This window comes from Pedobacter sp. AC379 (assembly GCF_979258145.1).
Genome location: NZ_OZ409839.1, coordinates 920,749 through 943,994, shown reverse-complemented (window position 1 = coordinate 943,994; position 23,246 = coordinate 920,749). Strand labels below are relative to the sequence as shown.

Annotated in this window: 22 protein-coding genes; 4 read left to right on the top strand and 18 right to left on the bottom strand. The window is 37.4% G+C overall.

Annotated features, from left to right (window positions below):
* Positions 1 to 2: 2 nt before the first annotated feature.
* The 14 genes from ACZZZW_RS04160 to pckA form a co-directional block, all read right to left on the bottom strand.
* On the bottom strand, positions 3 to 539 hold the full coding sequence (locus ACZZZW_RS04160; protein ID WP_463492360.1) for an ORF6N domain-containing protein: 537 nt from the start codon (positions 537 to 539) through the stop codon (positions 3 to 5).
* A 145-nt stretch (positions 540 to 684) separates the two neighbouring features.
* On the bottom strand, positions 685 to 2,052 hold the full coding sequence (nuoF, locus tag ACZZZW_RS04155; protein ID WP_463492359.1) for an NADH-quinone oxidoreductase subunit NuoF: 1,368 nt from the start codon (positions 2,050 to 2,052) through the stop codon (positions 685 to 687).
* A 75-nt stretch (positions 2,053 to 2,127) separates the two neighbouring features.
* On the bottom strand, positions 2,128 to 2,643 hold the full coding sequence (locus ACZZZW_RS04150; protein ID WP_463492358.1) for an NADH-quinone oxidoreductase subunit NuoE family protein: 516 nt from the start codon (positions 2,641 to 2,643) through the stop codon (positions 2,128 to 2,130).
* Positions 2,636 to 3,850, bottom strand: a complete 1,215-nt coding sequence (locus ACZZZW_RS04145) for an NADH-quinone oxidoreductase subunit D (protein ID WP_055908811.1) — start codon at positions 3,848 to 3,850, stop codon at positions 2,636 to 2,638. The genes ACZZZW_RS04150 and ACZZZW_RS04145 overlap by 8 nt, the downstream gene beginning before the upstream one ends.
* 3 nt (positions 3,851 to 3,853) lie before the next feature.
* Positions 3,854 to 4,354, bottom strand: coding sequence for an NADH-quinone oxidoreductase subunit C (locus tag ACZZZW_RS04140; RefSeq protein ID WP_463492357.1), 501 nt, complete (start codon positions 4,352 to 4,354; stop codon positions 3,854 to 3,856).
* Positions 4,354 to 4,896 carry an NADH-quinone oxidoreductase subunit B gene (locus ACZZZW_RS04135; protein ID WP_055908818.1) on the bottom strand — a complete coding sequence of 181 codons (543 nt, stop codon included), beginning with the start codon at positions 4,894 to 4,896 and terminating at the stop codon, positions 4,354 to 4,356. Before ACZZZW_RS04135 ends, ACZZZW_RS04140 begins: the two co-directional genes overlap by 1 nt.
* 229 nt (positions 4,897 to 5,125) lie before the next feature.
* On the bottom strand, positions 5,126 to 5,497 hold the full coding sequence (locus tag ACZZZW_RS04130; protein ID WP_055908820.1) for an NADH-quinone oxidoreductase subunit A: 372 nt from the start codon (positions 5,495 to 5,497) through the stop codon (positions 5,126 to 5,128).
* Positions 5,498 to 5,581: 84 nt separating this feature from the next.
* Positions 5,582 to 7,303 carry a tetratricopeptide repeat protein gene (locus ACZZZW_RS04125; RefSeq protein ID WP_463492356.1) on the bottom strand — a complete coding sequence of 574 codons (1,722 nt, stop codon included), beginning with the start codon at positions 7,301 to 7,303 and terminating at the stop codon, positions 5,582 to 5,584.
* 86 nt (positions 7,304 to 7,389) lie between these two features.
* The gene (locus ACZZZW_RS04120) at positions 7,390 to 8,286 is read right to left on the bottom strand and encodes a PstS family phosphate ABC transporter substrate-binding protein (protein WP_463492355.1); all 897 of its coding nucleotides are present in this window, start codon (positions 8,284 to 8,286) and stop codon (positions 7,390 to 7,392) included.
* A 237-nt stretch (positions 8,287 to 8,523) separates the two neighbouring features.
* Positions 8,524 to 9,342, bottom strand: coding sequence for an energy transducer TonB (locus ACZZZW_RS04115; RefSeq protein WP_055908833.1), 819 nt, complete (start codon positions 9,340 to 9,342; stop codon positions 8,524 to 8,526).
* 18 nt (positions 9,343 to 9,360) lie between these two features.
* A complete protein-coding gene (locus tag ACZZZW_RS04110; protein ID WP_055908835.1) occupies positions 9,361 to 9,867 on the bottom strand; it encodes an ExbD/TolR family protein in 507 nt (168 codons plus the stop codon).
* A gap of 3 nt (positions 9,868 to 9,870) precedes the next feature.
* Positions 9,871 to 10,485: a biopolymer transporter ExbD gene (locus tag ACZZZW_RS04105; RefSeq protein WP_055908838.1), complete on the bottom strand. Its 615-nt coding sequence runs from the start codon at positions 10,483 to 10,485 to the stop codon at positions 9,871 to 9,873.
* Between the two features lie 79 nt (positions 10,486 to 10,564).
* Complete coding sequence (locus tag ACZZZW_RS04100; RefSeq protein ID WP_055908841.1) at positions 10,565 to 11,395, bottom strand: MotA/TolQ/ExbB proton channel family protein; 831 nt, start codon at positions 11,393 to 11,395, stop codon at positions 10,565 to 10,567.
* A 298-nt stretch (positions 11,396 to 11,693) separates the two neighbouring features.
* Positions 11,694 to 13,289 carry a phosphoenolpyruvate carboxykinase (ATP) gene (pckA, locus tag ACZZZW_RS04095; RefSeq protein ID WP_463492354.1) on the bottom strand — a complete coding sequence of 532 codons (1,596 nt, stop codon included), beginning with the start codon at positions 13,287 to 13,289 and terminating at the stop codon, positions 11,694 to 11,696.
* 849 nt (positions 13,290 to 14,138) lie between these two features.
* Here pckA and thrA point away from each other — a divergent pair.
* The 4 genes from thrA to thrC all read left to right on the top strand — a co-directional run bounded on the left by thrA (position 14,139) and on the right by thrC (position 19,402).
* Positions 14,139 to 16,592: a bifunctional aspartate kinase/homoserine dehydrogenase I gene (thrA, locus tag ACZZZW_RS04090; protein WP_463492353.1), complete on the top strand. Its 2,454-nt coding sequence runs from the start codon at positions 14,139 to 14,141 to the stop codon at positions 16,590 to 16,592.
* Between the two features lie 4 nt (positions 16,593 to 16,596).
* Positions 16,597 to 17,055, top strand: coding sequence for a DinB family protein (locus ACZZZW_RS04085; RefSeq protein WP_463492352.1), 459 nt, complete (start codon positions 16,597 to 16,599; stop codon positions 17,053 to 17,055).
* A gap of 17 nt (positions 17,056 to 17,072) precedes the next feature.
* Positions 17,073 to 18,005: a homoserine kinase gene (locus tag ACZZZW_RS04080; protein ID WP_463492351.1), complete on the top strand. Its 933-nt coding sequence runs from the start codon at positions 17,073 to 17,075 to the stop codon at positions 18,003 to 18,005.
* Positions 18,006 to 18,091: 86 nt separating this feature from the next.
* The gene (gene thrC / locus ACZZZW_RS04075) at positions 18,092 to 19,402 is read left to right on the top strand and encodes a threonine synthase (RefSeq protein WP_463492350.1); all 1,311 of its coding nucleotides are present in this window, start codon (positions 18,092 to 18,094) and stop codon (positions 19,400 to 19,402) included.
* A 53-nt stretch (positions 19,403 to 19,455) separates the two neighbouring features.
* On the opposite strand, the gene ACZZZW_RS04070 is transcribed toward thrC, so the two are convergent.
* The 4 genes from ACZZZW_RS04070 to ACZZZW_RS04055 form a co-directional block, all read right to left on the bottom strand.
* Complete coding sequence (locus tag ACZZZW_RS04070) at positions 19,456 to 20,880, bottom strand: sugar MFS transporter (RefSeq protein ID WP_463492349.1); 1,425 nt, start codon at positions 20,878 to 20,880, stop codon at positions 19,456 to 19,458.
* 133 nt (positions 20,881 to 21,013) lie between these two features.
* Positions 21,014 to 21,427 carry a tail fiber domain-containing protein gene (locus ACZZZW_RS04065; RefSeq protein WP_463492348.1) on the bottom strand — a complete coding sequence of 138 codons (414 nt, stop codon included), beginning with the start codon at positions 21,425 to 21,427 and terminating at the stop codon, positions 21,014 to 21,016.
* Positions 21,428 to 21,503: 76 nt separating this feature from the next.
* Positions 21,504 to 21,803 (bottom strand): hypothetical protein, encoded by a 300-nt coding sequence (locus tag ACZZZW_RS04060; RefSeq protein ID WP_463492347.1) that lies wholly within the window; start codon positions 21,801 to 21,803, stop codon positions 21,504 to 21,506.
* 45 nt (positions 21,804 to 21,848) lie between these two features.
* Positions 21,849 to 23,240, bottom strand: a complete 1,392-nt coding sequence (locus ACZZZW_RS04055) for a pyridoxal phosphate-dependent decarboxylase family protein (RefSeq protein ID WP_463492346.1) — start codon at positions 23,238 to 23,240, stop codon at positions 21,849 to 21,851.
* Positions 23,241 to 23,246: the final 6 nt, after the last annotated feature.

Here is a 23,246-nt window from a genome sequence, read left to right as displayed (position 1 = left end):
TATTACTTCTCTTTCGAGACTTTGTAACCAATTTGCTTTCTTGGTTCTGCTTTCTGTTCCAGTAATTCATCAAAATATCTGAATATGACTTCAATATTCTTATCCTGATTATCTACTTTCTTTTTAATCTTTTCTACTTCTAACCGTAATTCTGCATTGCTTAAAACCATTTTACGTAGTGCAACAAAAGCTCTCATAATAGAAATATTTATTTCTCTTGCTTTTTTACTTTTAAGAATACTTGATAGCATTGCCACACCCGTTTCTGTAAATGCAAAAGGATTCGCTCCTCCCAAACTTTGTCTTGAAGGTATCACATTTTGTGATACCATAATCTCAACTTCTATTTCTGACAAGATGAACATGAAATCATCTGGAAACAAATCTAAGTTTCTCCTTACAGCCTGTTTTAAAGCTCTATTTTCTATATTATAAAATTCGGCCAATTGAAAATCAAGCATCACTTTTTCCTCTCTAAGTAGAAATATCTTATTAAGAATCATTTCTGTTGGAATTAATGATATATCTTCTTTTGGCATATATTAATACTCTTATTTCTAAGATCAAAAAATTGTGACCTTAGGTTTAAAATTAAATATTCAAGGTGGTCGCAAATTGCGACCAGTTCAATACACCAAAATAACGAACTAAAATTCTAAGATCGCGAAATGCGCCCTTAAGATTTTATTTCTCTTCAGTTACCGGAGCTTTCTCTATCGGAGTTGCATAATTTGCAATACCATAATTTTGGCTCTGGCTCTTAACCGGCTCTTTAATGTGCCATTCAAATTCATCTCTAAAGTGACGGATTGCACTGGCTACTGGCCAGGCTGCAGCATCTCCTAATGGGCAGATGGTGTTTCCTTCAATCTTCCGTTGGATATCCCACAATAAATCAACATCTTCCATTTTTCCATGGCCGTGTTCGATTTTGTGCAACACTTTCTCCATCCATCCAGTACCTTCACGGCAAGGTGAACACTGTCCACAGCTTTCGTGGTGATAGAAACGTGCGAAATTCCAGGTATTACGAACAATACACTGATCCTCGTCAAAAGCAATAAAACCACCCGATCCCATCATGGTACCAGTAGCAAACCCACCTTCAGATAACGATTCGTAACTCATTAAACGAGGTTCACCGTTAGCATATTTTAAAGTTAAATTAGCTGGAAGGATAGGCACAGATGATCCACCTGCAACTGTTGCTTTTAAGCGTTTTCCATTGGCAATACCACCACAATATTCATCAGAGTAAATAAATTCTTCAACTGGTAAACCCAATTCTATTTCATAAACGCCAGGTTTTACTAAATTACCTGATGCAGATATTAATTTTGTACCTGTACTTCTACCAATACCGATTTTTGCATATTCATCTCCACCATCATTTATAATCGGTACCACTGCAGCAATCGATTCAACATTGTTTACCACTGTAGGGCAACCGTACAAACCTGCAATTGCCGGGAAAGGCGGTTTAATGCGGGGATTACCTCTCTTGCCCTCTAGCGATTCTAACAAAGCAGTTTCTTCACCACAGATGTAAGCACCTCCACCTGGCTGAACATATAACTCTAAATCGTAACCTGATCCTAAAATGTTTTTACCCAACCATCCGGCAGCTTTAGCTTCAGCAATTGCCTTTTCTAAAATGCGGATCTGAGGCATCATTTCGCCACGCACATAGATGTAAGATACCTTGGCACCTAATGCGAAACTCGAGACAATCATCCCCTCGATTAATGCATGAGGAATATAGGTCATTAAATAACGGTCTTTAAAAGTTCCTGGTTCAGATTCGTCAGCATTACAAACTAAATAACGCGCAACACCTTCTGGCTTGGCCAAAAAGCTCCATTTCATCCCCGTTGGGAAACCCGCACCTCCGCGACCGCGTAAGCCTGATTTCTTTACTTCTTCAACAATCTCTTCAGGAGTTAAAGTTTTAAGGGCTTTTTCCACAGCACGGTACCCGCCTTTTTGACGGTAGACTTCAAGAGTATTGATGCCTGGTACGTTTATATACTCAAGTAACAGTTTTCGAGACATTTTAATTAGTCTATAGTCTGTAGTCCATAGTCCATAGTCTTAAGTCATAACGACTCTCGACTTAAGACTCTCGACTTAAGACTTAATTTTCAAATCTTCAATCAATTTATCTACACTTGCCTCGGTAAGGTTTTCGTAGAAGGTATATTCCGGGCTAATTTGCAATACCGGACCAAAACCACAGGCAGCTAAACATTCAACTCCTCTAAAGCTGAACAAACCATCGGCAGTAACTTCACCTTCTTTAACACCTAACTTGTTTTCCAAGTGGTTTAATATTTTTTCGGCACCTACCAGGCAGCAAGGCCCTGTACGACAAACCTCTAAAGCATATTTACCTTGTGGCTTTAAAAAGTACATGGTATAAAACGTTGCCACTTCGTAAACTTCAATCGGCTGAATATTTAAATACTCGGCAACTTTATCCATAGCCGATGTTGGTACCCAAAGAAATTCAGCCTGTACCAAATGCAAAAGTGGTAGTAAGGACGATTTGCTCTTATCTGCCGGATAACGGCTTTTTACCTCATCAAATTTGGCTATCAATTCTGACGAAAACACTACAGGTGTTTGTTCTTCTACTTTAAGCATCTAATTCTCCTGCAATAATATTCATACTACTCATGTTGATAATGGCATCAGACAATAACATGCCTTCGCTCATTGGTGCAAACATCTGGTAGTTTATAAAACTTGGTCTGCGGAAGTGCAAACGATATGGGGTACGGCCGCCATCATTAATAAGATAGAAACCTAACTCGCCATTTCCACCTTCTACAGCATGATAAACTTCCGCTTTTGGAGCATCAATTTCACCCATCACAATTTTAAAGTGATAGATCAATGCTTCCATATTGTTGTAAACTTCTTGTTTTGGAGGAAGATAAAACTCAGGAACATCAGCATGAAAAATACCTTTTGGCTCTGTTTTTAATTTCACAATTGCTTGTTCGATAATGCGCACACTTTGCCACATTTCTTCATTACGCACCAAATATCTGTCGTAAATATCGCCACTTGTTCCTACAGGTACTTCAAAATCGAAATCCTGATAAGAAGAATATGGATCACTTACACGCACATCATAATCTACACCGGTTGCACGCAAAAGCGGGCCTGTCCAGCTGTATTCTAAAGCAGTTTCTTTGGTTACCTCTGCTACACCAGCCGTTCTATCAATAAAAATACGGTTACGGCTTAACAAGTTTTCGAACTCTTTTAAAGCCTTTGGAAATTCTTTTAAAAACTTATCAATTTTGGCAAATGCGATATCATTGAAATCTCTTTCAAAACCACCAATGCGGCCAATATTTGTAGTTAAACGTGCTCCGCAAACTTCTTCAAAAATCTCGTAAATATGTTCACGAAACTGAAATAAGTATAAGAAAGTGGTAGTTGCTCCGGTATCCTGACCAATAATGGTGTTACAGATAATGTGATCGGCAATACGCGAAAGCTCCATGATGATTACCCTAAGATAATCTACACGTTTCGGCATTTGAATATTTAATAATTTCTCAACCGTCATGTGCCAACCCATATTGTTAATAGGCGAAGAGCAATAATTTAAACGGTCAGTAAGTGGTGTAATCTGATAAAATGGGCGATGCTCGGCAATCTTTTCGAAAGCACGGTGGATATACCCAATTGTAGAAACGCCGCTAACAATACGTTCGCCATCTAATTGCAAAACGTTTTGAAAAACGCCGTGTGTTGCAGGGTGAGTTGGACCTAAGTTTAGGGTTACAAGCTCACTTTGCGGGTCGTTATCTGTAAATACCGGATGGTTATGATTCATAATTTACCTTCCAAAAAATTCGTCTTTTTTATCTACTCTGTTCGGATCTTCCAATGGATATTGTTTCAGCATCGGGTGTACGCCTAAATCGTCCATATTTAAAATACGGCGAAGATCAGGATGCCCTTCAAACTTAACTCCAAATAAATCGTAAGTTTCGCGCTCCATCCAATTGGCACCTTTCCAAACAGTTGTTGCGGTTGGAATAGTTGGATTTTGTTCCGAAATAAAAACTTTAATCCTGATCCTTTGCTTCTCTACCATGTTGTGTAAATGATAAACAACGGCAATGCCATGTTCTTTACCTGGATAGTGAACTGCAGTAATATCAGTAAGGAAATTAAATTTTAATTCTTCTTTTAGATGTGAAAGCACATTGATGATAACATCTTTGTAGGTTACAAAGGTTAATAAACCATACGGCTCAGAAACAGCAGTAACTTTTTCGCCAAACTTTTCAGTTAGTTTTACGTGGATGTCGTTATTTAACGTCGTTTCTTCCATTATTTAATGCCGTATTGACCTAAAAGATCTTTGTAATAATCAGAATTTCTTCTTCTGCCAGATTCGTTTTTCACCAAATCCTGAATACGTTGAAAACCATCTAAAATGGCTTCTGGTCTTGGTGGGCAACCCGGAACATAAACATCCACAGGAATAACCTCATCAATACCTTGCAGAACGGAATACGTATCGAAAATACCACCACTACTTGCGCAAGCACCAACAGCCATTACCCAACGAGGCTCTGCCATTTGGATATAAACCTGCTTTAATACCGGAGCCATCTTTTTAGCGATTGTACCCATAACCATTAAAACATCTGCCTGACGGGGAGAAAAACTCAAGCGTTCGGCACCGAAACGACCAAGATCGTAGTGAGAACCCATGGTTGCCATAAACTCAATTCCGCAACAAGAGGTTGCGAAAGGCAATGGCCATAATGAATTTGAGCGAGCCAAACCGATCACTTTATCAAGAGAAGTGGCAAAGAAGCCAGATCCTTCTATTCCTGGAGGCGCATCAACTATATTAATTTCACTCATGTTTATAAACAAAAAATGCTCATCCCTTTGCAGAATGAGCAACAAATTTACAATATTTTAAAGGCAATTAAACTAGGATTACCAGATTTAGAACCTTTCTAAATAACTTGAAAACAGATACAGTTAGTGTTAAGGATACACTGCAGTTTTCGGTTCTCAATTTTCAGTTTACAGTTTCAAAACTGCCAACCGTAAATTGCCCGCTGCAAACTGATAATTGCCAACTGAACTAGTTCCAGTCTAAAACTTTTTTCTTAATTACGTAAATGAAACCAAGTAATAATGTACCCATAAAAATAAACATTTCGATCATGCCATCCATCTTTAATGCGCGAAAATTGACTGCCCATGGATACATAAAGATTACCTCCACATCAAAAAGCACGAATAAAATAGCTACAACGAAATATTTAATAGAGAAAGGCTGACGGGCATTACCAACAGATTTAACACCAGCCTCAAAAGTTTCCAATTTATCGAGTGTTTTACGCTTTGGGCCCAAAAAGTGTGTAGCAACCAATGTGGTTACCACGAAACCTAAAGCTACAATTACTTGAAATATAATTGGTAAAAAATCTATAGCCGAACTTTGCGCTTGCATATTATTTATTTTTATGTTGCAAAAGTAAAAGAAAAAGGCAGAGTAACCAAACTCTGCCTTTTCTAAATTATTTAACTTTTTTAATTATTTACCTTTACCTTTTGCTTTTGGAGCAGCAGCAGGTGACTGCAGTTCTTTTAATCTAGCTGCTGCATAAGTATCTGCAGGATCTAGTGCTAAACTTTTTGTGAATGCATCTATTGCTTTTGCCTTATCCTTATCAGAATACCAAGCACCAATATTGTTATATGATTCAGATAAATTTGTTTTGTTTGCTGCTACTTCCTCAGGCTTAACTAAACTCACATATTTTTCAAAATATGGGATACCAGTTCCTTTAGGATTAGTTTTATCATCAATTAAATTGGCTATTCTTCCTCTAGTGAAATAACCCAAAGCAAAGTCAGGAGAAACTTTAGCTAAGTGACTTAATGCAGAATCCGCTTCAACTAAAGCTGCTGTATTAAAAGGTTTTTTCTCTTTTTGAGCGATATAAGCTTCGTAAAACCTAGTTTGACCTAAATAGTAATAATTGGTAAGTGAACCTTTTCCGTTAGGATTATATTTAATAGCCATTTGGAAAATTTCAGCTGATTTAGCATACTTTTTAGCTTTCATCAAAGATAAACCAGCCTCAGCTAAAGCATCTGCATTTGTTGAATCTATTTTAGCAGCCTCAATAATATTCATTACAGCTAAACTATCCTGACCAGCTTGCAATTGAGATTTACCCAAATAAAGGTAATCATTACCTAAAATTTTAGACTTATCTTTTTCTTTGGCAAAAAACTCAGTCATGTAAGTTAGCGCTTGAGGATAATTTTTGTTTTCGTAAGCGGCCCAACCTTTTAATCTTGAAACAACAATTCCTTTAGGATCATTTGCTGGAACCTGTAAAGAAGTAGCTACTTGCTCAAGAGTTTTAAAATCTTTTGCATAAAATAAGAATTGAGCATAACGCAATTGAGATTCCAAAGATTTATCAGTTAAATCCATGTATTTTTTATAATTCTCGATGCCTTTTGCTGCTTTTTCTTTATCAACACCAAAGCTACTCCATTGTAAATATAACTCCCCTAATTCGCGATAAGCCGGACCATAATTTGCGTCAGCAGCAATTACATCCAACAATTCTTTTTCTCCTTCAGGAAAAGCCCTTGATTCTTTATACATTTTACCAATCTGAGTTTTGGCTCTTCTGTTGTTTGGATCCACATCACCAACACGCATATACGGACCTAACGCTTCAGAATTTTTCTTTTGCAAAGCATAAGCATCTCCCAATGCCAAGAAAACTTCTGCATCCTTGTCTTTCGAATCTAACTCATCTGCTTTTGTAATATTTGCTAAAGCATTTGTAAAATCTGGTTTAGATACATCATCACTAGGTTTATCCTGAGCTAAATATGCTTTACCGATATACAAATAGGTTTTGTAATCCTTTGCAGCTAATGCTACAGCTTTATCAAAATTAGTTTTAGCAGAAGTAGGGTTGTTAGACAACATATCTGCTTCACCTAAACCAATAAGGTTTAAGTTGTTTTTAGGATCAGCGGTAATACCTTTGGTAAATACGGCTCTTGCAGAGTCGATATAACCGGTTTTCAAATAAACCAAACCAAGATTGTAATAGTTATTACCATCTGATGCTTTTGAGCTCACCAATGATTTAAGCATTGATGATGCTTTCTGATACTGTTCAGCGTCAATGGCTTTTTTCGCGTCATTTAAATCTTGAGCAAAAACTGCAGAACCCATCAACACTAAACCTACATTTAAGGTTATTGCTTTCTTTAAAATTTTCATCGGATATTCTGTTTTTTTATTTAATAAAAATGAAGTGTCTCTTTAGATTTACTTCGTGGTTCAATTTATAGTTTTCTAATTTAATTCTATTTTGTCAGGTTAATTTGTCTTGGCATTAATTTATGTGGACCAAGTCCTGATTTAAGTACAATCAATTGCCCTCTCTGACTTCTTAACCATGTTGCAAATCCTGTGCCTAAACCATCTCTTCCTTCGCAATCTATGATATTTATATTTCTTAAGAAAGGATAAACGCCATTAATCAGATTATCCTGAGTTGGTTTATAATATTTATCATCACCTGGAGCACCTTTCACATTCTTTACACCTAACACTTTCACCTGCGAGAGGTATTCACTCACCTCGGTATTCTTATTGGTAATCCAATTTACGCCCAAAATACCAATAAAATTTTTATCTTCTGCAATAAGTTTGATCACTTCGTTGCTAGAATTTTTAGAGTAAACGCCTGTAGTAGGAAATTGACTGATTTTAGCCAGTTCTTTAAAATACTGAAAGGTACTTGAATAAGCGTTATCAAAGACCAATTTCTTATCTGATTTCTTCCCCTGTAATATATCAATCACATCTTTAACGTTTATTGTACTATCAATATTGCCCTGATTTGTAATTAAAGCAATACCATCTACAGCAAACCTTGAGGTGTTTATTTTGATATTACGTTGGTTGTAATATTTTTCTTCAGCTTTCGTCAATAACCTTGGCAACACAATTACCCTTACGCTATCGTTTAAAAAGGCGGGCAGAAGTTTTTGTTCGGGCTTTACTGTGGTCTCAAATTTCGCTTGTGGGTAATCAAGACTAAATATATCAATCTGGTCTTTTACAATTAGCCCAACGCTTTCATCAACCAGCATTTTAAGTGTTCCGCTTGTTCGGGTTTCTTTAACTGCTTCGGCTTTGTTTTTACGTTTGCAGGAAACAAGAGCCAGAATTAGAAATATAAATAGGAAGTTTCTCATTGATTAATCTCGCCTGCTCAGGCTTAAAAGTCTTACAAAAGCATAAATAATTAAAAAGATCCCTATTGCGATTCTACCCCATTGCGGAATCCCTGGTAAACGTAATGCTATCGGTTCCCAGAACATGAAGGCTAGCCCCAATACCACGTAAAAGACAAACATGACAAGGCCTAAAATGAGCAAAAACCGCTGTTTAGGCGATTTTTGCTTAAAAATATCAAAATTTAACATCTACTATTAGTTCAATGTAAAGTTAACGTTGATGTTGTATTTTACCCTTACCGGCTTACCATTTTGGATACCTGGGTTCCAACGTGGACTAGCTTTCAACACACGGATAGCTTCTTCATCAGTTCCGCTACCCAAACCACGGGTAACCTGGATATCTGTTAACTTACCATCTTTTTCTACAACGAAAGATAAAAATACTTTACCCTGTACGTTGTTTTCTTGTGCCATTGGTGGGTATTTAATTGCTCCTCCTAAATACTTATAGAATTTTGCAATACCTCCCGGATATTCTGGTTGTTTCTCGATACTAACAAAGTCATAAACTTTATTATCATCAACTGCAACGGCAGCTTCTCTTTTCGGTCCTTCACCTACTGGTTCAGCAATAACAATATCTGCTGTTGGGTCACCTTTGATATCTCTCTGACCTGGATCTGCTTCCTTCAATTTTTCTACCGTAGGTGGTTCATCACGAACCTCGATATCTGGTTTTACAATTGGAGGTGGCATTTTCACCTGGTCAACTTTCGGTGGCGGTGGCTCTACCGGTGGTGGAGGTGGCGTTTTAGGATCCACTGGTGGTGGCGGCGCTAAAATTACTTCCTGTGCTTTTAATTGCTCATCTTCATGCTCCATAGAACCTTTGATAAGGCTATAGATTTTCGGAGAGAAAAATAACACTAGAAATATTATAGAGCCAATAATTAATGCTTTTGAGGTATTTGCACCATTGGTTTTACGCAACTGGTACGCACCATAGGTTTTGTTTTTATCTGCAAAAACCACTTCAAGCCATTCTTTTCTGAATATATCTAACTTCGACATAACTATTGGTTTTATTGATTATAAAATTCCTTGCTCTTTCATGAAATTTTTCTCGCTATCAAGGATATTATCATCATCAATCTGACGAACCTTAATTTTAAGAATTTCCAGTTCATCCATAATGTCAACAAAGTTCTGGAAAGTTGATCCTGTAGTTGGTTTTACCAGTACTACGAAATCTCCCGGAACGCCTGATGCATCTGCTGTTTTTCTATTTTTAACGATAGCAGCTTCCACTTGTGAGCCTGATTCGATTGTTGGTGCTGTTTCACCTGCAACGCCCATGTACCAAGCTATCTTATCCTTTTTACCTAATAAGATGGTCATGGTTTTACTTGCTTTCAGCTCTAGTCTGTTTTCAGGTAACTTCTCATTCTTATCTGGTTTTGCAATATCCATCGCTTGTGGTGTAGATATTGATGTAGTTAAGATAAAGAATGTTACCAAAAGAAACATTAGATCCACCATCGGAGTCATATCAACCCTTGGTGTGGCTTTCTTCCCGCCTGTATTTAATTCTGCCATTTCTTATTTCTTTTTAGCTTCAGAGTTAGTAACCAATAAAAATTTGTTTACACTTTGTTTCTGAAGCACATCAATAATCTTTTTCACAACTGGATATTCTTCTTTAGCATCACCTTTGATACTAACGCGCATATCCTGATTATTTATTTCTTTAGTTGCTTTACGAGCATTTAAAACCCATGAGTTTAATTGGTTATCGGTAGAATCTGTAGGGATACCAGTTTGTACGCCTGGTTTCATACGATCCGATCCATTCATAGCGATAAATCCTTTTAAACTTGCAAACGGCACACCGAAAGTTGATATTACTGAGAAACGTTGAAGTTCATCAGGTGTAAACTTTACACTGTATTGCTCGCCCATTAGTTCTAATGTTCTTCTTCTTACATTATTTCCTGCTACTTCAAAGAAAACCTTACCCTGGCCGATGGTTAAAATCGCATTGTTTTCTGCCGGCACCTTAAATTCATATGTAGATGAAGGTGTAGAAACGGCTAGTGGTTCTGGTTGCCTTGCAGTAGCAGTTAAGATGAAGAAAGTAAGTAACAATGAGGCCACATCACACATGGCGGTCATATCTGTTACTGTACTTGTTCTTTTAACTTTAATTCTAGGCATAATATTTTTTACTAGTTTTTAATAATGATGATCTTTTTTCCGGTTTTCCATAAAGCCGGTAAAAATTTTTTCAAAATTCTTATTTATGCGAACTAGCGTATGTTTGAACGATGCTGAAACCAGCCTCATCGATTGCATAAGTTAACTTGTCAATTTTAGAAGTTAATATGTTGTACATGATAATTGCTACAGTTGATACCAAGATACCTGTTGCAGTGTTGATCAATGCCTCAGAGATACCTACCGCTAATGCCGACTGATCTGGAGCACCAGAGTTTGCTAAACCGGCGAATGCACGGATCATACCTGTTACTGTACCCAATAAACCTACCAATGTACCGATTGATACCAAAGTTGCAATTACGGTTAAGTTTTGCTCTAACATTGGCATTTCTAAAGCTGTAGCTTCTTCAACCTCTTTTTGGATTGCAACGATTGATTGCTCAACATCCATGTTGGTATCTGCTTCAACTTCGCTGTATTTTTTCAAGCCTGATTTAATTACGTTAGCAACTGAACCTTCTTGTTTATCACACTCAGCTTTTGCAGCTTCGATGTTACCTGCGCTTAATAAACCTTGTACTTTGCGGATGAAAGTATCTAAGCTAGATTTTCCACTTGCTTTACCAATAACGATGAAACGTTCGATAGAGAATACAATTACTACTAATAGTAATCCAACTAAGATTGCCACAATCGGGCCTCCTTTGTATGCTGTTCCAAGATAGTTACCAGGTAATGGTAATTTCTCTCTGTCGCCATCGATAAAGTTACTTCCTTCTCCGAATACGAATCTCCAAACACAGAATCCAATAACAATACAGATTGGAATAACGAATGTTGCAAATACATTTGAAGCACTAGAAGAGCTCTCTTTTTTAACAGTTGTTGGTTTTGGTGCGTTTGCCATTTTTTTTGAAATTTTAGTTTTAGTTCTTGTTTTTAATTTTTAGCTGTTTTTTTCTTTTGTACTACACACAACGTTTCTTATCCGAAATTGTTGCGAAAAACAAATTTATAAATTGATTTTAAATTACAAATTAATAAATCAATAAGCAATTAAATCGTTACTTAGAATTTAGTTTCGGTAAACCACCAAGGGTGTATAACAAAAAAATTGCCCCAGCCGAGGCAATTCTTTCACAATAAAAACTAAAAAAAAATCGAATTGCAAATTTTTCTCTCAAAAAATGCATTTTAAAGTGCATTTAACATAATTTTAACGCTTCGTGTCTGCTTTTTAATACTTTTGTCAGTTCGAACTGCCTGAAATTTTCAGAAAACGCATCTGCAAGTTGATAAGCCTTAAAATAATATTCTTCCTGATTATCCCATGTTTTGGAGGGGTCTAAAATATCGTTCGGAACTCCGGGACAATTTAACGGCATCATTAATTTAAACACGTGGTGCTGTTTATAATTATTATGTTCGAGATCTCCGTTCAATGCGGCACTTATCATTGCCCTGGTATAACTCAACTTCATTCTTTTACCCACCCCGTAAGCGCCCCCACTCCATCCTGTATTTACCAGCCAAACATTTACTTCGTGTTTCTTCATCTTTTCGCCCAATAAAGTAGCGTATCTTGAAGGGTGTAATGGGAGGAACGCTTTACCAAAACAGGCTGAAAAGGTTAATTGTGGCTCGTTAACACCGGTTTCTGTTCCTGCAACTTTAGCGGTATACCCACTCATAAAGTGGAACATGGCTTGTTCTACATTCAGTTTAGAAATTGGTGGCAACACGCCGAATGCATCTGCTGTTAAAAAAAATATGTTTTTAGGAACTGAGGCTATGGAAGGTAAAATTGCATTGTCGATATAGTTTATCGGGTAAGCTACGCGGGTATTTTCCGTTTTGGAGATATTACTATAATCAACGTTTTCAGTACCCGGGAAAAAATTGGTATTCTCTAATAATGACCCAAATCTGATTGCCTTATATATCTGCGGTTCTTTCTCTTCCGTTAAATCAACACATTTGGCATAGCAACCACCTTCAAAGTTAAAAACAGAATCATTGCCCCAACCATGTTCGTCGTCTCCGATAAGCCCTCTTTCGGGATCGGCAGACAAAGTTGTTTTCCCTGTGCCCGAGAGGCCAAAAAATATAGCGGTATCTCCATCTTTTCCCACATTGGCTGAACAATGCATAGAAAGTGTATGCTTATATACTGGAAGAATAAAATTTAAAACTGAGAAAATCCCTTTTTTTATTTCGCCGGTATAACCTGTTCCACCGATCAAGATCATTTTCTTTGTAAAATTGATTATAGAAAAGTTTTCCTGCCTGGTGCCATCAATTGCAGGTTCGGCCAAAAAGCCTGGTGCCGCAATGATGGTCCACTCTGGCGTTATGCCAAGCTGATCTTCTTCAGGGCGGATAAATAAGTGATGGGCAAAAAGATTCTGGTAAGCGGTTTCTGTAATCACCCTGATGGAAATCGAATAATCCGGATTGGCACAGGCAGATGCATCGCGAACATAGATTTTTTTATCTTCAAGATAGCTGGTAAGTTTGTAAAACAGCTGGTCGAATTTTTCAGGACTGATTTTAATGTTTACATCGCCCCACCAAACCTCATCTTCTGTAACTTCGTCGCACACAATAAAGCGGTCTTTGGGCGATCGCCCAGTAAATTTTCCGGTATCAACCGCCAATGCTCCGGAAGAAGCCAGCGTACCTTCTTTATTTAATAAGGCGTCATCAATTAATTCCGTTGGAGATAATTGGTACTTTACAGCAATGTTTCCGCCTAGATTTAAATAGCTTAAATCTGGCGTTTGCAGTTTCTTTTTGCTCATAACAATAAGTTAGTTAGTACAGCAAAGGTAAAGACTTATCTTCCAGAAAAGCTAGTTTTAAAGCGTAAATTTTTACATATTGTAGCAAATACACTATTATGTAAATATTTTATTTACAGCTATTTACAACTGATTATACAAGCATAAAAAATATTAAAAATTACACTAAGTACAATTTGGTAAATGGTTTTAGTTTGCTAAAATTTTGATGATAGCCAGAGAGCAATGTACTTATAGGTTGAAAATCTGCTTCGAGAGGAAGCTTGTATGTAGAAATAATTAAAAGATTGTAAAGAGGTAATGTTAATTTCCAAAAATTATTTGAAGTGCGATAAGGGTTTAATTGTTATTTGTGAAAATGGAATTGAGCTTGATTTTTTAGATTAAAACATTTGAAAGCTAAACGTATACATTTTCCGCTTTTTCCAAATAACAGATTTAGCATATCTAATGCCTAAAGTAGGTATCAAAAGAAGATCTTTTGGGCACCTTTCCATTATTAAAAAATAATTCGTCTATTTCATCTACTTAAACGTTTTAATAAAAATTTCGAAATAAAAATCAAAAAACATTTGCATTTTAAAAAAATAATCTCCTACTTTACGGTGTACAAAGTACACAAAGACAAGATGAATTTTAACACTTCGATTATTACAACGATTATTATTACCACCGGTATAAACCAGCGGGGCTAATTTGTTGTAAATTGAAAAAACATAAAACACAGAGAGCGTCCCGATGAAAATCGGGACGCTTTTTTTTTAACCCAAGCTGATTGAAAGCTGTACGAGCACCCTTAACAATGAAAAAATTTGCACAGTATAAAACAGTTAAAACCAATATAAACTAATGAAAGTACTTAAATTCGGCGGCACATCCGTAGGTTCGGCCGAGAACATTAAAACGCTCTTGCGCCTGGTTGGCGAAGAAAAACAGAAGAATAGCCCGGTAGTTGTATTATCGGCAATGAGTGGTGTTACCAATCTGCTTACCGATATGGCCGAGATGGCTGAGCGTGGCGAGGATTACGACACCCATTTAAAAGAAATTGAAGCAAAACATTTTGCTGTAATCCGCGCACTTTTACCAGCTGCTGCACAAAACCCGGTATTTACCCGCTTAAAGATATTTTTTAACGAATTGGAAGATTTGTTGCAGGCGGTAACCAACTTGCGTGAACTAAGTTTGCAAACCAAAGATCAGATTTTAAGTTATGGCGAGCGCTGTTCTACTTTCATGATCAGCCATATCGCCTCGCAAAATATTGGCGACGCGCATTATGTTAATGGGTCTGAGTTGATTAAAACTGACAGCAATTTTGGTCAGGCGAAAGTGGATACGGACTTAACCGAAATGCTCATCAACAATTTTTACCAGGAAAATAAAAATAAAGTGCTTTTTGTTACTGGTTTTATTGCGAGTAATGCCTCAGGCAGGGTTACTACATTAGGTCGCGGTGGTTCTGATTATACAGCAGCGGTTTGGGGAGCAGCTTTAAATGCGGAAGAAATAGAAATCTGGACAGATGTAAACGGCATGATGACGGCTGACCCACGCATTGTGAAAAAAGCATTTTCTTTACCAGAGTTAAGTTATACCGAAGCCATGGAGCTGAGTTATTTTGGCGCGAAAGTTATTTATCCGCCTACAATGATTCCAGCTTTTATGAAGAAAATTCCGATTGTAATTAAAAATACTTTTGAGCCAGATTTTGCCGGAACATACATTAAAAGTGATGTTAAAGCATCAAGTTTACCAATAAAAGGTATTTCATCTATTGATCATATCAGTATTATCAACTTAACCGGAAGCGGTATGGTGGGCAAGGCAGGCTTTAGCGGCAGGTTATTCTCGCTTCTATCGCGCGAGCAGATCAATGTGGTGTTGATTACTCAATCTTCATCAGAGCATAGCATTACTTTCGCAGTTAAACCAACAGATGCTTCACAGGCAATTGCTTTAATCAAAAAAGAATTTGAGCTTGAACTGGACGCAAAGAAATTAGAGTTGCCGGAAGTTGAAAACAACCTGGCAGTTTTGGCAATAGTGGGCGAAAATATGAAACGTACACCAGGCATGAGCGGACGTTTGTTCAGTGCTTTAGGTCGTAACGGTATTAATGTGAGGGCCATTGCACAAGGTTCTTCTGAATATAATATCTCGGTAATTATTAGTAAAGACGATTTATCAAAAGCGGTTAATGCCGTACATGATGCTTTTTTCACAGACCTGAAAAGAACATTGAACGTTTTTTGTTTAGGTACAGGTAATATTGGAAAAACATTGTTCAATCAGTTAAAAGAGCAGATGCCTTTCTTAGCAGCAAATAACGATTTACAGGTAAAAGTAGCTGGTATCAGCAACACCCGAAAAATGATTTTCAATGCTGATGGCCTTTCACTGGAAAATTGGGAAACTGAATTAAACACACAAGGTGAAACTGCTGATTTAGCAGGCTTTGTAGCCAAAATGAAAGCTTTGAATCTCCCAAATTGCGTATTTGTGGATAATACTGCTGCAGAATCGCCAATTGAATTTTACCAGGACATATTCGAAAGCAGCATTTCGGTGGTAACCTGTAATAAAAAAGGTAACTCAGCTGATTTTGCCCAGTATAAATCATTTAAAGATACAGCCCGTAAGTTTGGTGTCGATTTTTATTATGAAACCAATGTAGGTGCAGGTTTGCCGATTATCCGTACCCTGCGCGAGTTGATGATGAGCGGTGATAAGGTTGCACGCATTGAAGCCATTTTATCAGGAACCATTTCTTACATCTTCAATAATTTTAAAGGCGATGCCGGTTTTTACGAAACGGTAAAGGAAGCGCAGGAGCTGGGTTATACTGAGCCAGATCCACGTGATGACTTAAATGGAAAAGATTTTATGCGTAAAATGCTGATCCTGGCCCGTGACGCAGGGTATCCATTGGAAGCGAGCGACGTAAAAATCGACAATATTTTGCCTGAAGCTTGTTTAAATGCAACTTCAGTAGAAGATTTCTATTCGGAATTGAAGGCAAATGCAGCTTATTTTGAAAATTTAAAGAATACCGCAGCCAATGATGGAAAAGTTTTGCGCTACATCGGCAAGTTAGAAGATGGAAATGTAGAAATCAGCCTGCAAATGGTTGATGATAGTCATCCATTCTATATGTTATCGGGAAGCGATAATATTATCTCATTCACTACTGATCGATATAAATCGCGCCCGTTGGTGGTAAAAGGCCCTGGGGCAGGTGCCGAAGTTACGGCCGCTGGTGTTTTTGCGGATATCATTAATGTAGGTACTTTAAATAAGTAACGAGATGAATTCGGTTTTAGACAAAAAGAACGAGATCCTTCACTTGGTTAATCAGGCGATGATCGATTTCGAAAATATTCCGGATGAGGCATGGAATGATAAACCACAGCCTTTAAAATGGTCTAAAAAGGAATTGTTGGGTCATTTGGTAGATAGTGCAGTTAACAACATCCGTCGTTTGGTTGTTGGACAATATGAACAAAGGGTTAAAATTATTTATCATCAGGATGAATGGGTAAACCACCAAAACTACCAGGAGGCAGCTATTGCAGAAGTTATAATGCTTTGGAAGTTATTAAACTATCAGATTAGCCGGGTAATTGAAAATATTCCAGAGGAAAAGCTTCAAAACACCTGCGACACAGGAAAAGGGAAAATAGAAATGCACACCCTTTCTTTTTTTATCGATGATTACTTAGTGCATTTGAAATATCATTTAAACCAAATAACGCTTAACAAATAGATAAGCCAATAATAATAATGAAAAATAGTCTAAAAGTTTTCGCTCCGGCAACTGTTGCAAATGTAGTTTGTGGCTTCGATGTACTGGGTTTCGCTGTAAACGAGCCTGGCGATGAAGTTGAAATGAGATTTACAGATACTCCTGGCGTAGTGATTAAAAAAATTACTGGTGATGATGGCCGTTTACCTCTAGATGCCGCTAAAAATACGGTTAGCGCAAGTGTACAACATTATTTACAGCATATCAACCGCTTAGATATTGGCGTAGCGATTGAACTCCATAAGAAAATGCCAATTGGTAGCGGATTGGGATCGAGCTCAGCCAGTACAGTTGCAGGACTTTTTGCCATTAACAAATTAATGGGCGATTTATTAACTGCAACTGAACTTGTTCCATTTGCGATGAAAGGTGAAGAACTGGCCTGTGGTTATGGCCATGCCGATAATGTTGCGCCTGCCCTATTGGGTGGTTTTGTACTGGTAAGAAGTTATGAACCATTAGATGTGATTTCTTTACCTACACCAGCTGGCATGTATGCCGCTATTGTATATCCGGAGGTGGATGTACCTACCAAAGATGCACGCCAGATGATCCGCAGTAAGGTGGCCTTAAAAGATGCCGTTACACAATGGGGAAATGTGGCGGGTTTGGTAAGCGGATTATTTATGAACGACTTCGATCTGATCGGACGAAGCATGAAAGATGTTCTGGTAGAACCAACTCGTTCGATCCTGATACCAGGTTTTGAAGAAATGAGGAAACTGGCCATGGAAAACGGCGCAATTGGCTTCGGAATTTCAGGTTCAGGCCCATCTGTTTTCGCCTTAACTAAAGACGAAGAAACCGCCAGAAAAATAACAAAATCACAACAGCAACATTTACATAAAATAAATATTAACAGCAAAGCTTTTGTGTCTCCGGTTAATGCGGAAGGGCCAAAAGTGATGTAAATAAGGCTTAAGGAGAAAGCTTAAGGCGTAGGCTTGTACTCTGCGCCATAACCCTAAACCTTACACCCTAAACCCTTAACCTTAAAATGAAACTATACTCAACCAACAATAAAGATTTACGCGTTTCTTTCAAAGAAGCCGTTTTTAACAGCATGCCACAAGATAAAGGTTTATACATGCCTGTTGAAATTCCGCAGCTTGATGCAGATTTTATCGAAAATATAGAGAAATATACGCTACCAGAAATTGCTTACAAAATAGCTTCAACTTTATTAAAAGATGAAATTCCTTCTGAAGATTTAAAAGCTTTAATTGATGATGCCATTAACTTTGAAGCACCTGCAGTAAAATTGGAGGATAAAACTTTTGTGCTCGAATTGTTCCACGGACCATCGTTAGCATTTAAAGATTTTGGCGCCCGTTTTATGAGTCGTGTGATGGCATATTTTTTAAAGGATGGCGAACAACTTTTAGATGTTTTGGTAGCTACATCAGGCGATACCGGCGGTGCTGTAGCATTGGGTTTCTTAGGTGTACCAAACACGAGGGTAACAATTCTTTACCCTGAAGGAAAAGTGAGCCCTATACAGGAATTACAGTTAACAACCAATGGCGAAAACATTAGGGCCGTGGAGGTAAAAGGAACTTTCGACGATTGCCAGGCACTGGTTAAACAAGCCTTTGCAGATACAGAACTGAATACAAAATTCAGATTAACTTCTGCCAATTCGATTAACATCTCCCGATTGATCCCACAAACATTCTATTATTTCAATACGTATGCCCAGCTGAAAAAGCAAGGTTTAACCGATGTAGTATTTTCGGTGCCAAGTGGCAATTTCGGAAATATTGGTGCTGGCTTATTGGCCTATAAGCTGGGTTTACCTGTTAAACAGTTTATCGCAGCCACTAATGTAAACGATACTGTACCACGCTTTTTACAAAGTGGTGTTTATGAAACTAAACCATCAACACAAACTTACTCCAACGCCATGGATGTTGGTGCACCAAGTAATTGGGTACGCATTATGGATTTGTTTGATCAGGATATTGAAAGCATTAAAAAGGTGGTAACCTCATATCGCTTTACTGACGAAGAAACACTGGAAGGAATAAAAGTGCTAGATGGTAAACTCAATTATGTAGCCTGTCCGCATACTGCGATAGCTTATTTGGCTATTGAAAAATACAGAACTGAAAAACCAACTGATGAAAGTGCTGCTGTTTTCTTATCTACTGCACACGCTTGCAAGTTTCCTGATATATTCCCCGTGGATATCGCTGCTAAAATTGAAATCCCTGAACAGGTAAAAGCTTTAGAAAGTAAACCTAAACATGCCGATCAGTTGGGTGTGGATTTTGAAGGGTTTAAGAATTATTTGCTTAAAGGCTATTAGAAACATAAAAAAAGAAGTCAAGTTTTAAAAACTTGACTTCTTTAGCATTTATATTAATGTCCCGATTTTATACTTGTTTGCTCAATGCCTTTTAATCTTTTTGAGCAATAAATACCGAAATACAAAATAAAAAGGTAACACACCAATGGCAGAATAAATGAATGGTGAACACCAATTTTATCGGCTACGGCACCTTGAATAAGCGGCATAATGGCGCCGCCCAAAATGGCCATCACCATTAAAGAAGAGCCCTGACTGGTATATGCACCCAATTTAGCAATTGAAAGCGTATAAATGTTGGAGAACATAATGGAGTTGAAAATTCCGATACCTAAAACGCTGTACATCGCCAATTCACCTTTATTTACCATTGCTGATACTAACAACAACACATTAATGGCAGAGAAAATAGCCAAAGTTCTGGCTGGCGCTGATTTCCCGACTAAAAATCCAAGGAAATTTAGTGCGATAAATGCCAAAAAGAAACTGATCTGTGCAAAAGTTAAATCTACAATACCATAAATTAAGGCAAAAACCAAAATGGCTGTACCTAACATATAAATAATCTTTTTCGATTGACTTAAAGTATGGCTAAGAGAAATTGATCCTACAAAACGGCCAATCATTGCTCCTCCCCAGTAAAGCGACAGGTAATTTTTACTCACCACCTCATCCAATCCGGTTATTTCAGGCAATCTTAAAAAGCTGATGATAAAGCTACCCACAGCCACCTCTGCACCAACATAGCAGAATAAAGCGATGATTCCCCTGGTTAAATGTGGAAATTTTAATACGCCCAAACCTTTTACTTGTTCCTCTTCTTCAGGCTGGAAAGATGGAAGTTTAACATAAAAAATAAGCAAACCCACAAGCAACAAGATGCCTGCAAAAATTAAATATGGAATACGTGTTGCGGAAGCACTAAAACTGCCATCAGCTTCAGAAAAGAATTCAAAAATAAGATGACCACCTAAAATTGGGGCAATTGTGGTTCCAAAAGCATTAAAAGCCTGTGTTAAATTTAAACGGCTGGATGCACTATCCTCAGGTCCTAATAAAGAAACATAAGCGTTGGCCGTAATCTGTAAAACGGTAAAACCCAATCCAAGCACAAATAATGCACCTAAAAACAGTGGATAAACAGAGTAGGTAGCCGCCGGAAAAAACAAAGCACAACCGATTGCTGCAAGTACAATACCGAATAGAATTCCTTTTTTATAACCCACTTTATTAATTGGGTCGCCATTGGTATAAGAAATTAGGAAATAAATTAATGATCCGACGAAATAAGCTCCGAAGAAACAAAATTGCACCAGCATAGATTCAAAAAAGCTCAATTTAAAAAGCTGCTTCAAATATGGAATCAAAATATCGTTCATGCAGGTGATGAATCCCCACATAAAGAATAAAAGGGTAATGGTAACTAAGGGAACGGCGTAATTTGATCTAGACTGGCTTTCGGCAATTTTGTTATTCATTTATTTTTAATATTAATATGGTAAAGCTAGTCCAATAATTACACCAGGTGGCTTTAACCACAGATTAGTTACCATTTTTTTACTTTCAGTAATTATATTTAATGAAAAATCCCGATTTACATCGGGATTTTTTCTATTTGGCATTTTGTGATTTTAACGCGCTTAATTCGCGCTGTAATTGTTCAATTTGCTGTTGTTGCTCTTTTATACTGGCCACCAAAAGCGGAACTAAATTTTCGTAATCAACCTTGGTTATGGTAGCGTTTTGAAAAGCATTTTTACCGGATGGATAACTTTTTGCCTGAACGGAAATAAGTTCAGGAACGGCAGCTTTAGCATCGGCCCCTACAAAACCATATTGTGGTCTGGCAGATAATTTCAATTTCTCTGCCCACACTTTATCATAGGTAAAACTTACTGGTTGCAGCTTTGTAACCTGTGTTAGGGCATTTTCTACTGGTTTAACATTATTTTGCACAACCTCTTGTGCACTGATTTTTAACGAAGCAGCGATTAATAACACTGCAAATGAAATTGCTCGTTTCATATATATAATTTGTAATTTTTAAAATAGATAATTGTTTCCGTTTCTTAGAAGCGGAGTTTAACGGTAAAAGTTATTCTTATACGGAGGGTGGAGGAGTTAAAACCTCAGGAAAGTAAGCTAATTTAAAAGAATGATCGTGGATGACGACCTTTTTTGAACTTTGAAAAGGGAAATTTATCTCATATTGAAACATCATCTGCTGCACAGCATATTCAGTTTCTATTTTTTTTTCTTCTTTCTCTGTCGCGTCATCATTGGTTGATAAAACTTCAATATCAGCAGAATAGCTTAAATACGAAACCAGATTGCTTACTTTTAAGAAAAAAGTTAGGGCAATGCAGCTGATCAAAACGTATTTAAAGGTATTAAACTTCATTGTTGCAAATATAAGTTGTGTACCTTAAAAACAATAAAATTATAGTTAAAGTTCTGTAAGAATTTGGAGCATTGTTGTAGTAACTGATTCCACATCACTAGCTGATGTACGCCAATTTACAAAAGCAGCCCGGATTCCTTTTTTCCCATTGTAAAATGTCGGGGTCATAAATACTTTACCACTCGCATTTAATTTATTCAGAAATGTTGTTACTAAATTTTCATCGGTTAATGAGAAACAAACAGTATTTAAACGCACGGGTGCCCGCAATTCGAAGTTTGAATTTTCATTGATGAAATCGGCAAACTGGAGGGCCATTTCAACGTTACATTCTACAATATCCCGATACCCTCGTTTTCCATAACTTGTTAAGGTAAACCATGCAGGTAAGGCCTTGAGGCGGCGTGAATTTTCTGGCAGAAAGTTTAAATAACTGAAATTTTCTAGCGGATTACCTAAATAAGCAGCATTGGAGTTTTGGAACGTTTCTACCTGTAATTGCTGATGCTTTTCTTTAACAAAAAATACCGCACTTTCGTAAGGCACATTTAACCATTTGTGGCAATCTACCGTAATGCTATCGGCATTTTCCCAGCCTTTAAGCAGGTGTTTGTATTTGGGTGAACAAGCTGCGAAACCGCCAAAAGCAGCATCAATATGCCACCAAAAATTATACTTATCTTTTAATACATTAATGGCTTCAAAATCATCAAAGTCTACCGTATTTACGGTTCCTGCGCTAGATATTAAGATGAAAGGCTCGCCATTTAAAGCTTGTATTTTAAGCTCAAGATCTGCAACATCCAAAGCTTCGCGATTACCTTGCAATACATTTACCTGTATAACATTGCTGCTGCCTAAACCAAGCATGGATAAGGATTTAATGGCAGATGAATGTGGCGTGGCAGATAGTATTTTTACATTTCCCGAAATGCCTTCCCTCGCAAAATCTTTACCCATCTGTTTTCCAATCCATTGTCTGGCTACCGCTAAACAAGTAAAATTAGATAAGGTAGCTCCTGTTACAAAACCACCAAAGAAATCTTTCGGCAGGTTAAATAAGGAAAGTAATAACTGAATGGTTTCGAGTTCGATTCTAGCCGAAACATCGCCATTACCATTTGCGCTTTGGGTGTTTTGATCGTAGATGGTGGCAAGCCAATCGCCAGCAATAGCAGCAGGTGTGGTTCCTCCGGTAACAAAACCCCAATACCTTGGGCCAGAAGAGGCTACCATAGTGGGTTCGAAACGCTGGTTAAATTGAGCCAGGGTATTTTTGACACCAATCCCCTCTTCGTTTAAATTGATAACCGTTTCTACATTACCCGAACTTGTTGTTGAGCGTTCATGAATGTGATTTAAATAATCTATTCCCTGTTGTTTAACTTCTGTTAGTATAGCATCAAGGTTTTGTTGATCTGTATGTAAATTGTTCATCAATAA

Excerpts from the sequence above, each read along its gene's own strand:
- ACZZZW_RS04160 (WP_463492360.1), bottom strand. The coding sequence starts at position 539 with ATGCCAAAAGAAGATATATCATTAATTCCAACAGAAATGATTCTTAAT.
- nuoF (WP_463492359.1), bottom strand. The coding sequence starts at position 2,052 with ATGTCTCGAAAACTGTTACTTGAGTATATAAACGTACCAGGCATCAAT.
- ACZZZW_RS04150 (WP_463492358.1), bottom strand. The coding sequence starts at position 2,643 with ATGCTTAAAGTAGAAGAACAAACACCTGTAGTGTTTTCGTCAGAATTG.
- ACZZZW_RS04145 (WP_055908811.1), bottom strand. The coding sequence starts at position 3,850 with ATGAATCATAACCATCCGGTATTTACAGATAACGACCCGCAAAGTGAG.
- ACZZZW_RS04140 (WP_463492357.1), bottom strand. The coding sequence starts at position 4,354 with ATGGAAGAAACGACGTTAAATAACGACATCCACGTAAAACTAACTGAA.
- ACZZZW_RS04135 (WP_055908818.1), bottom strand. The coding sequence starts at position 4,896 with ATGAGTGAAATTAATATAGTTGATGCGCCTCCAGGAATAGAAGGATCT.
- ACZZZW_RS04130 (WP_055908820.1), bottom strand. The coding sequence starts at position 5,497 with ATGCAAGCGCAAAGTTCGGCTATAGATTTTTTACCAATTATATTTCAA.
- ACZZZW_RS04125 (WP_463492356.1), bottom strand. The coding sequence starts at position 7,303 with ATGAAAATTTTAAAGAAAGCAATAACCTTAAATGTAGGTTTAGTGTTG.
- ACZZZW_RS04120 (WP_463492355.1), bottom strand. The coding sequence starts at position 8,286 with ATGAGAAACTTCCTATTTATATTTCTAATTCTGGCTCTTGTTTCCTGC.
- ACZZZW_RS04115 (WP_055908833.1), bottom strand. The coding sequence starts at position 9,342 with ATGTCGAAGTTAGATATATTCAGAAAAGAATGGCTTGAAGTGGTTTTT.
- ACZZZW_RS04110 (WP_055908835.1), bottom strand. The coding sequence starts at position 9,867 with ATGGCAGAATTAAATACAGGCGGGAAGAAAGCCACACCAAGGGTTGAT.
- ACZZZW_RS04105 (WP_055908838.1), bottom strand. The coding sequence starts at position 10,485 with ATGCCTAGAATTAAAGTTAAAAGAACAAGTACAGTAACAGATATGACC.
- ACZZZW_RS04100 (WP_055908841.1), bottom strand. The coding sequence starts at position 11,395 with ATGGCAAACGCACCAAAACCAACAACTGTTAAAAAAGAGAGCTCTTCT.
- pckA (WP_463492354.1), bottom strand. The coding sequence starts at position 13,289 with ATGAGCAAAAAGAAACTGCAAACGCCAGATTTAAGCTATTTAAATCTA.
- thrA (WP_463492353.1), top strand. The coding sequence starts at position 14,139 with ATGAAAGTACTTAAATTCGGCGGCACATCCGTAGGTTCGGCCGAGAAC.
- ACZZZW_RS04085 (WP_463492352.1), top strand. The coding sequence starts at position 16,597 with ATGAATTCGGTTTTAGACAAAAAGAACGAGATCCTTCACTTGGTTAAT.
- ACZZZW_RS04080 (WP_463492351.1), top strand. The coding sequence starts at position 17,073 with ATGAAAAATAGTCTAAAAGTTTTCGCTCCGGCAACTGTTGCAAATGTA.
- thrC (WP_463492350.1), top strand. The coding sequence starts at position 18,092 with ATGAAACTATACTCAACCAACAATAAAGATTTACGCGTTTCTTTCAAA.
- ACZZZW_RS04070 (WP_463492349.1), bottom strand. The coding sequence starts at position 20,880 with ATGAATAACAAAATTGCCGAAAGCCAGTCTAGATCAAATTACGCCGTT.
- ACZZZW_RS04065 (WP_463492348.1), bottom strand. The coding sequence starts at position 21,427 with ATGAAACGAGCAATTTCATTTGCAGTGTTATTAATCGCTGCTTCGTTA.
- ACZZZW_RS04060 (WP_463492347.1), bottom strand. The coding sequence starts at position 21,803 with ATGAAGTTTAATACCTTTAAATACGTTTTGATCAGCTGCATTGCCCTA.
- ACZZZW_RS04055 (WP_463492346.1), bottom strand. The coding sequence starts at position 23,240 with ATGAACAATTTACATACAGATCAACAAAACCTTGATGCTATACTAACA.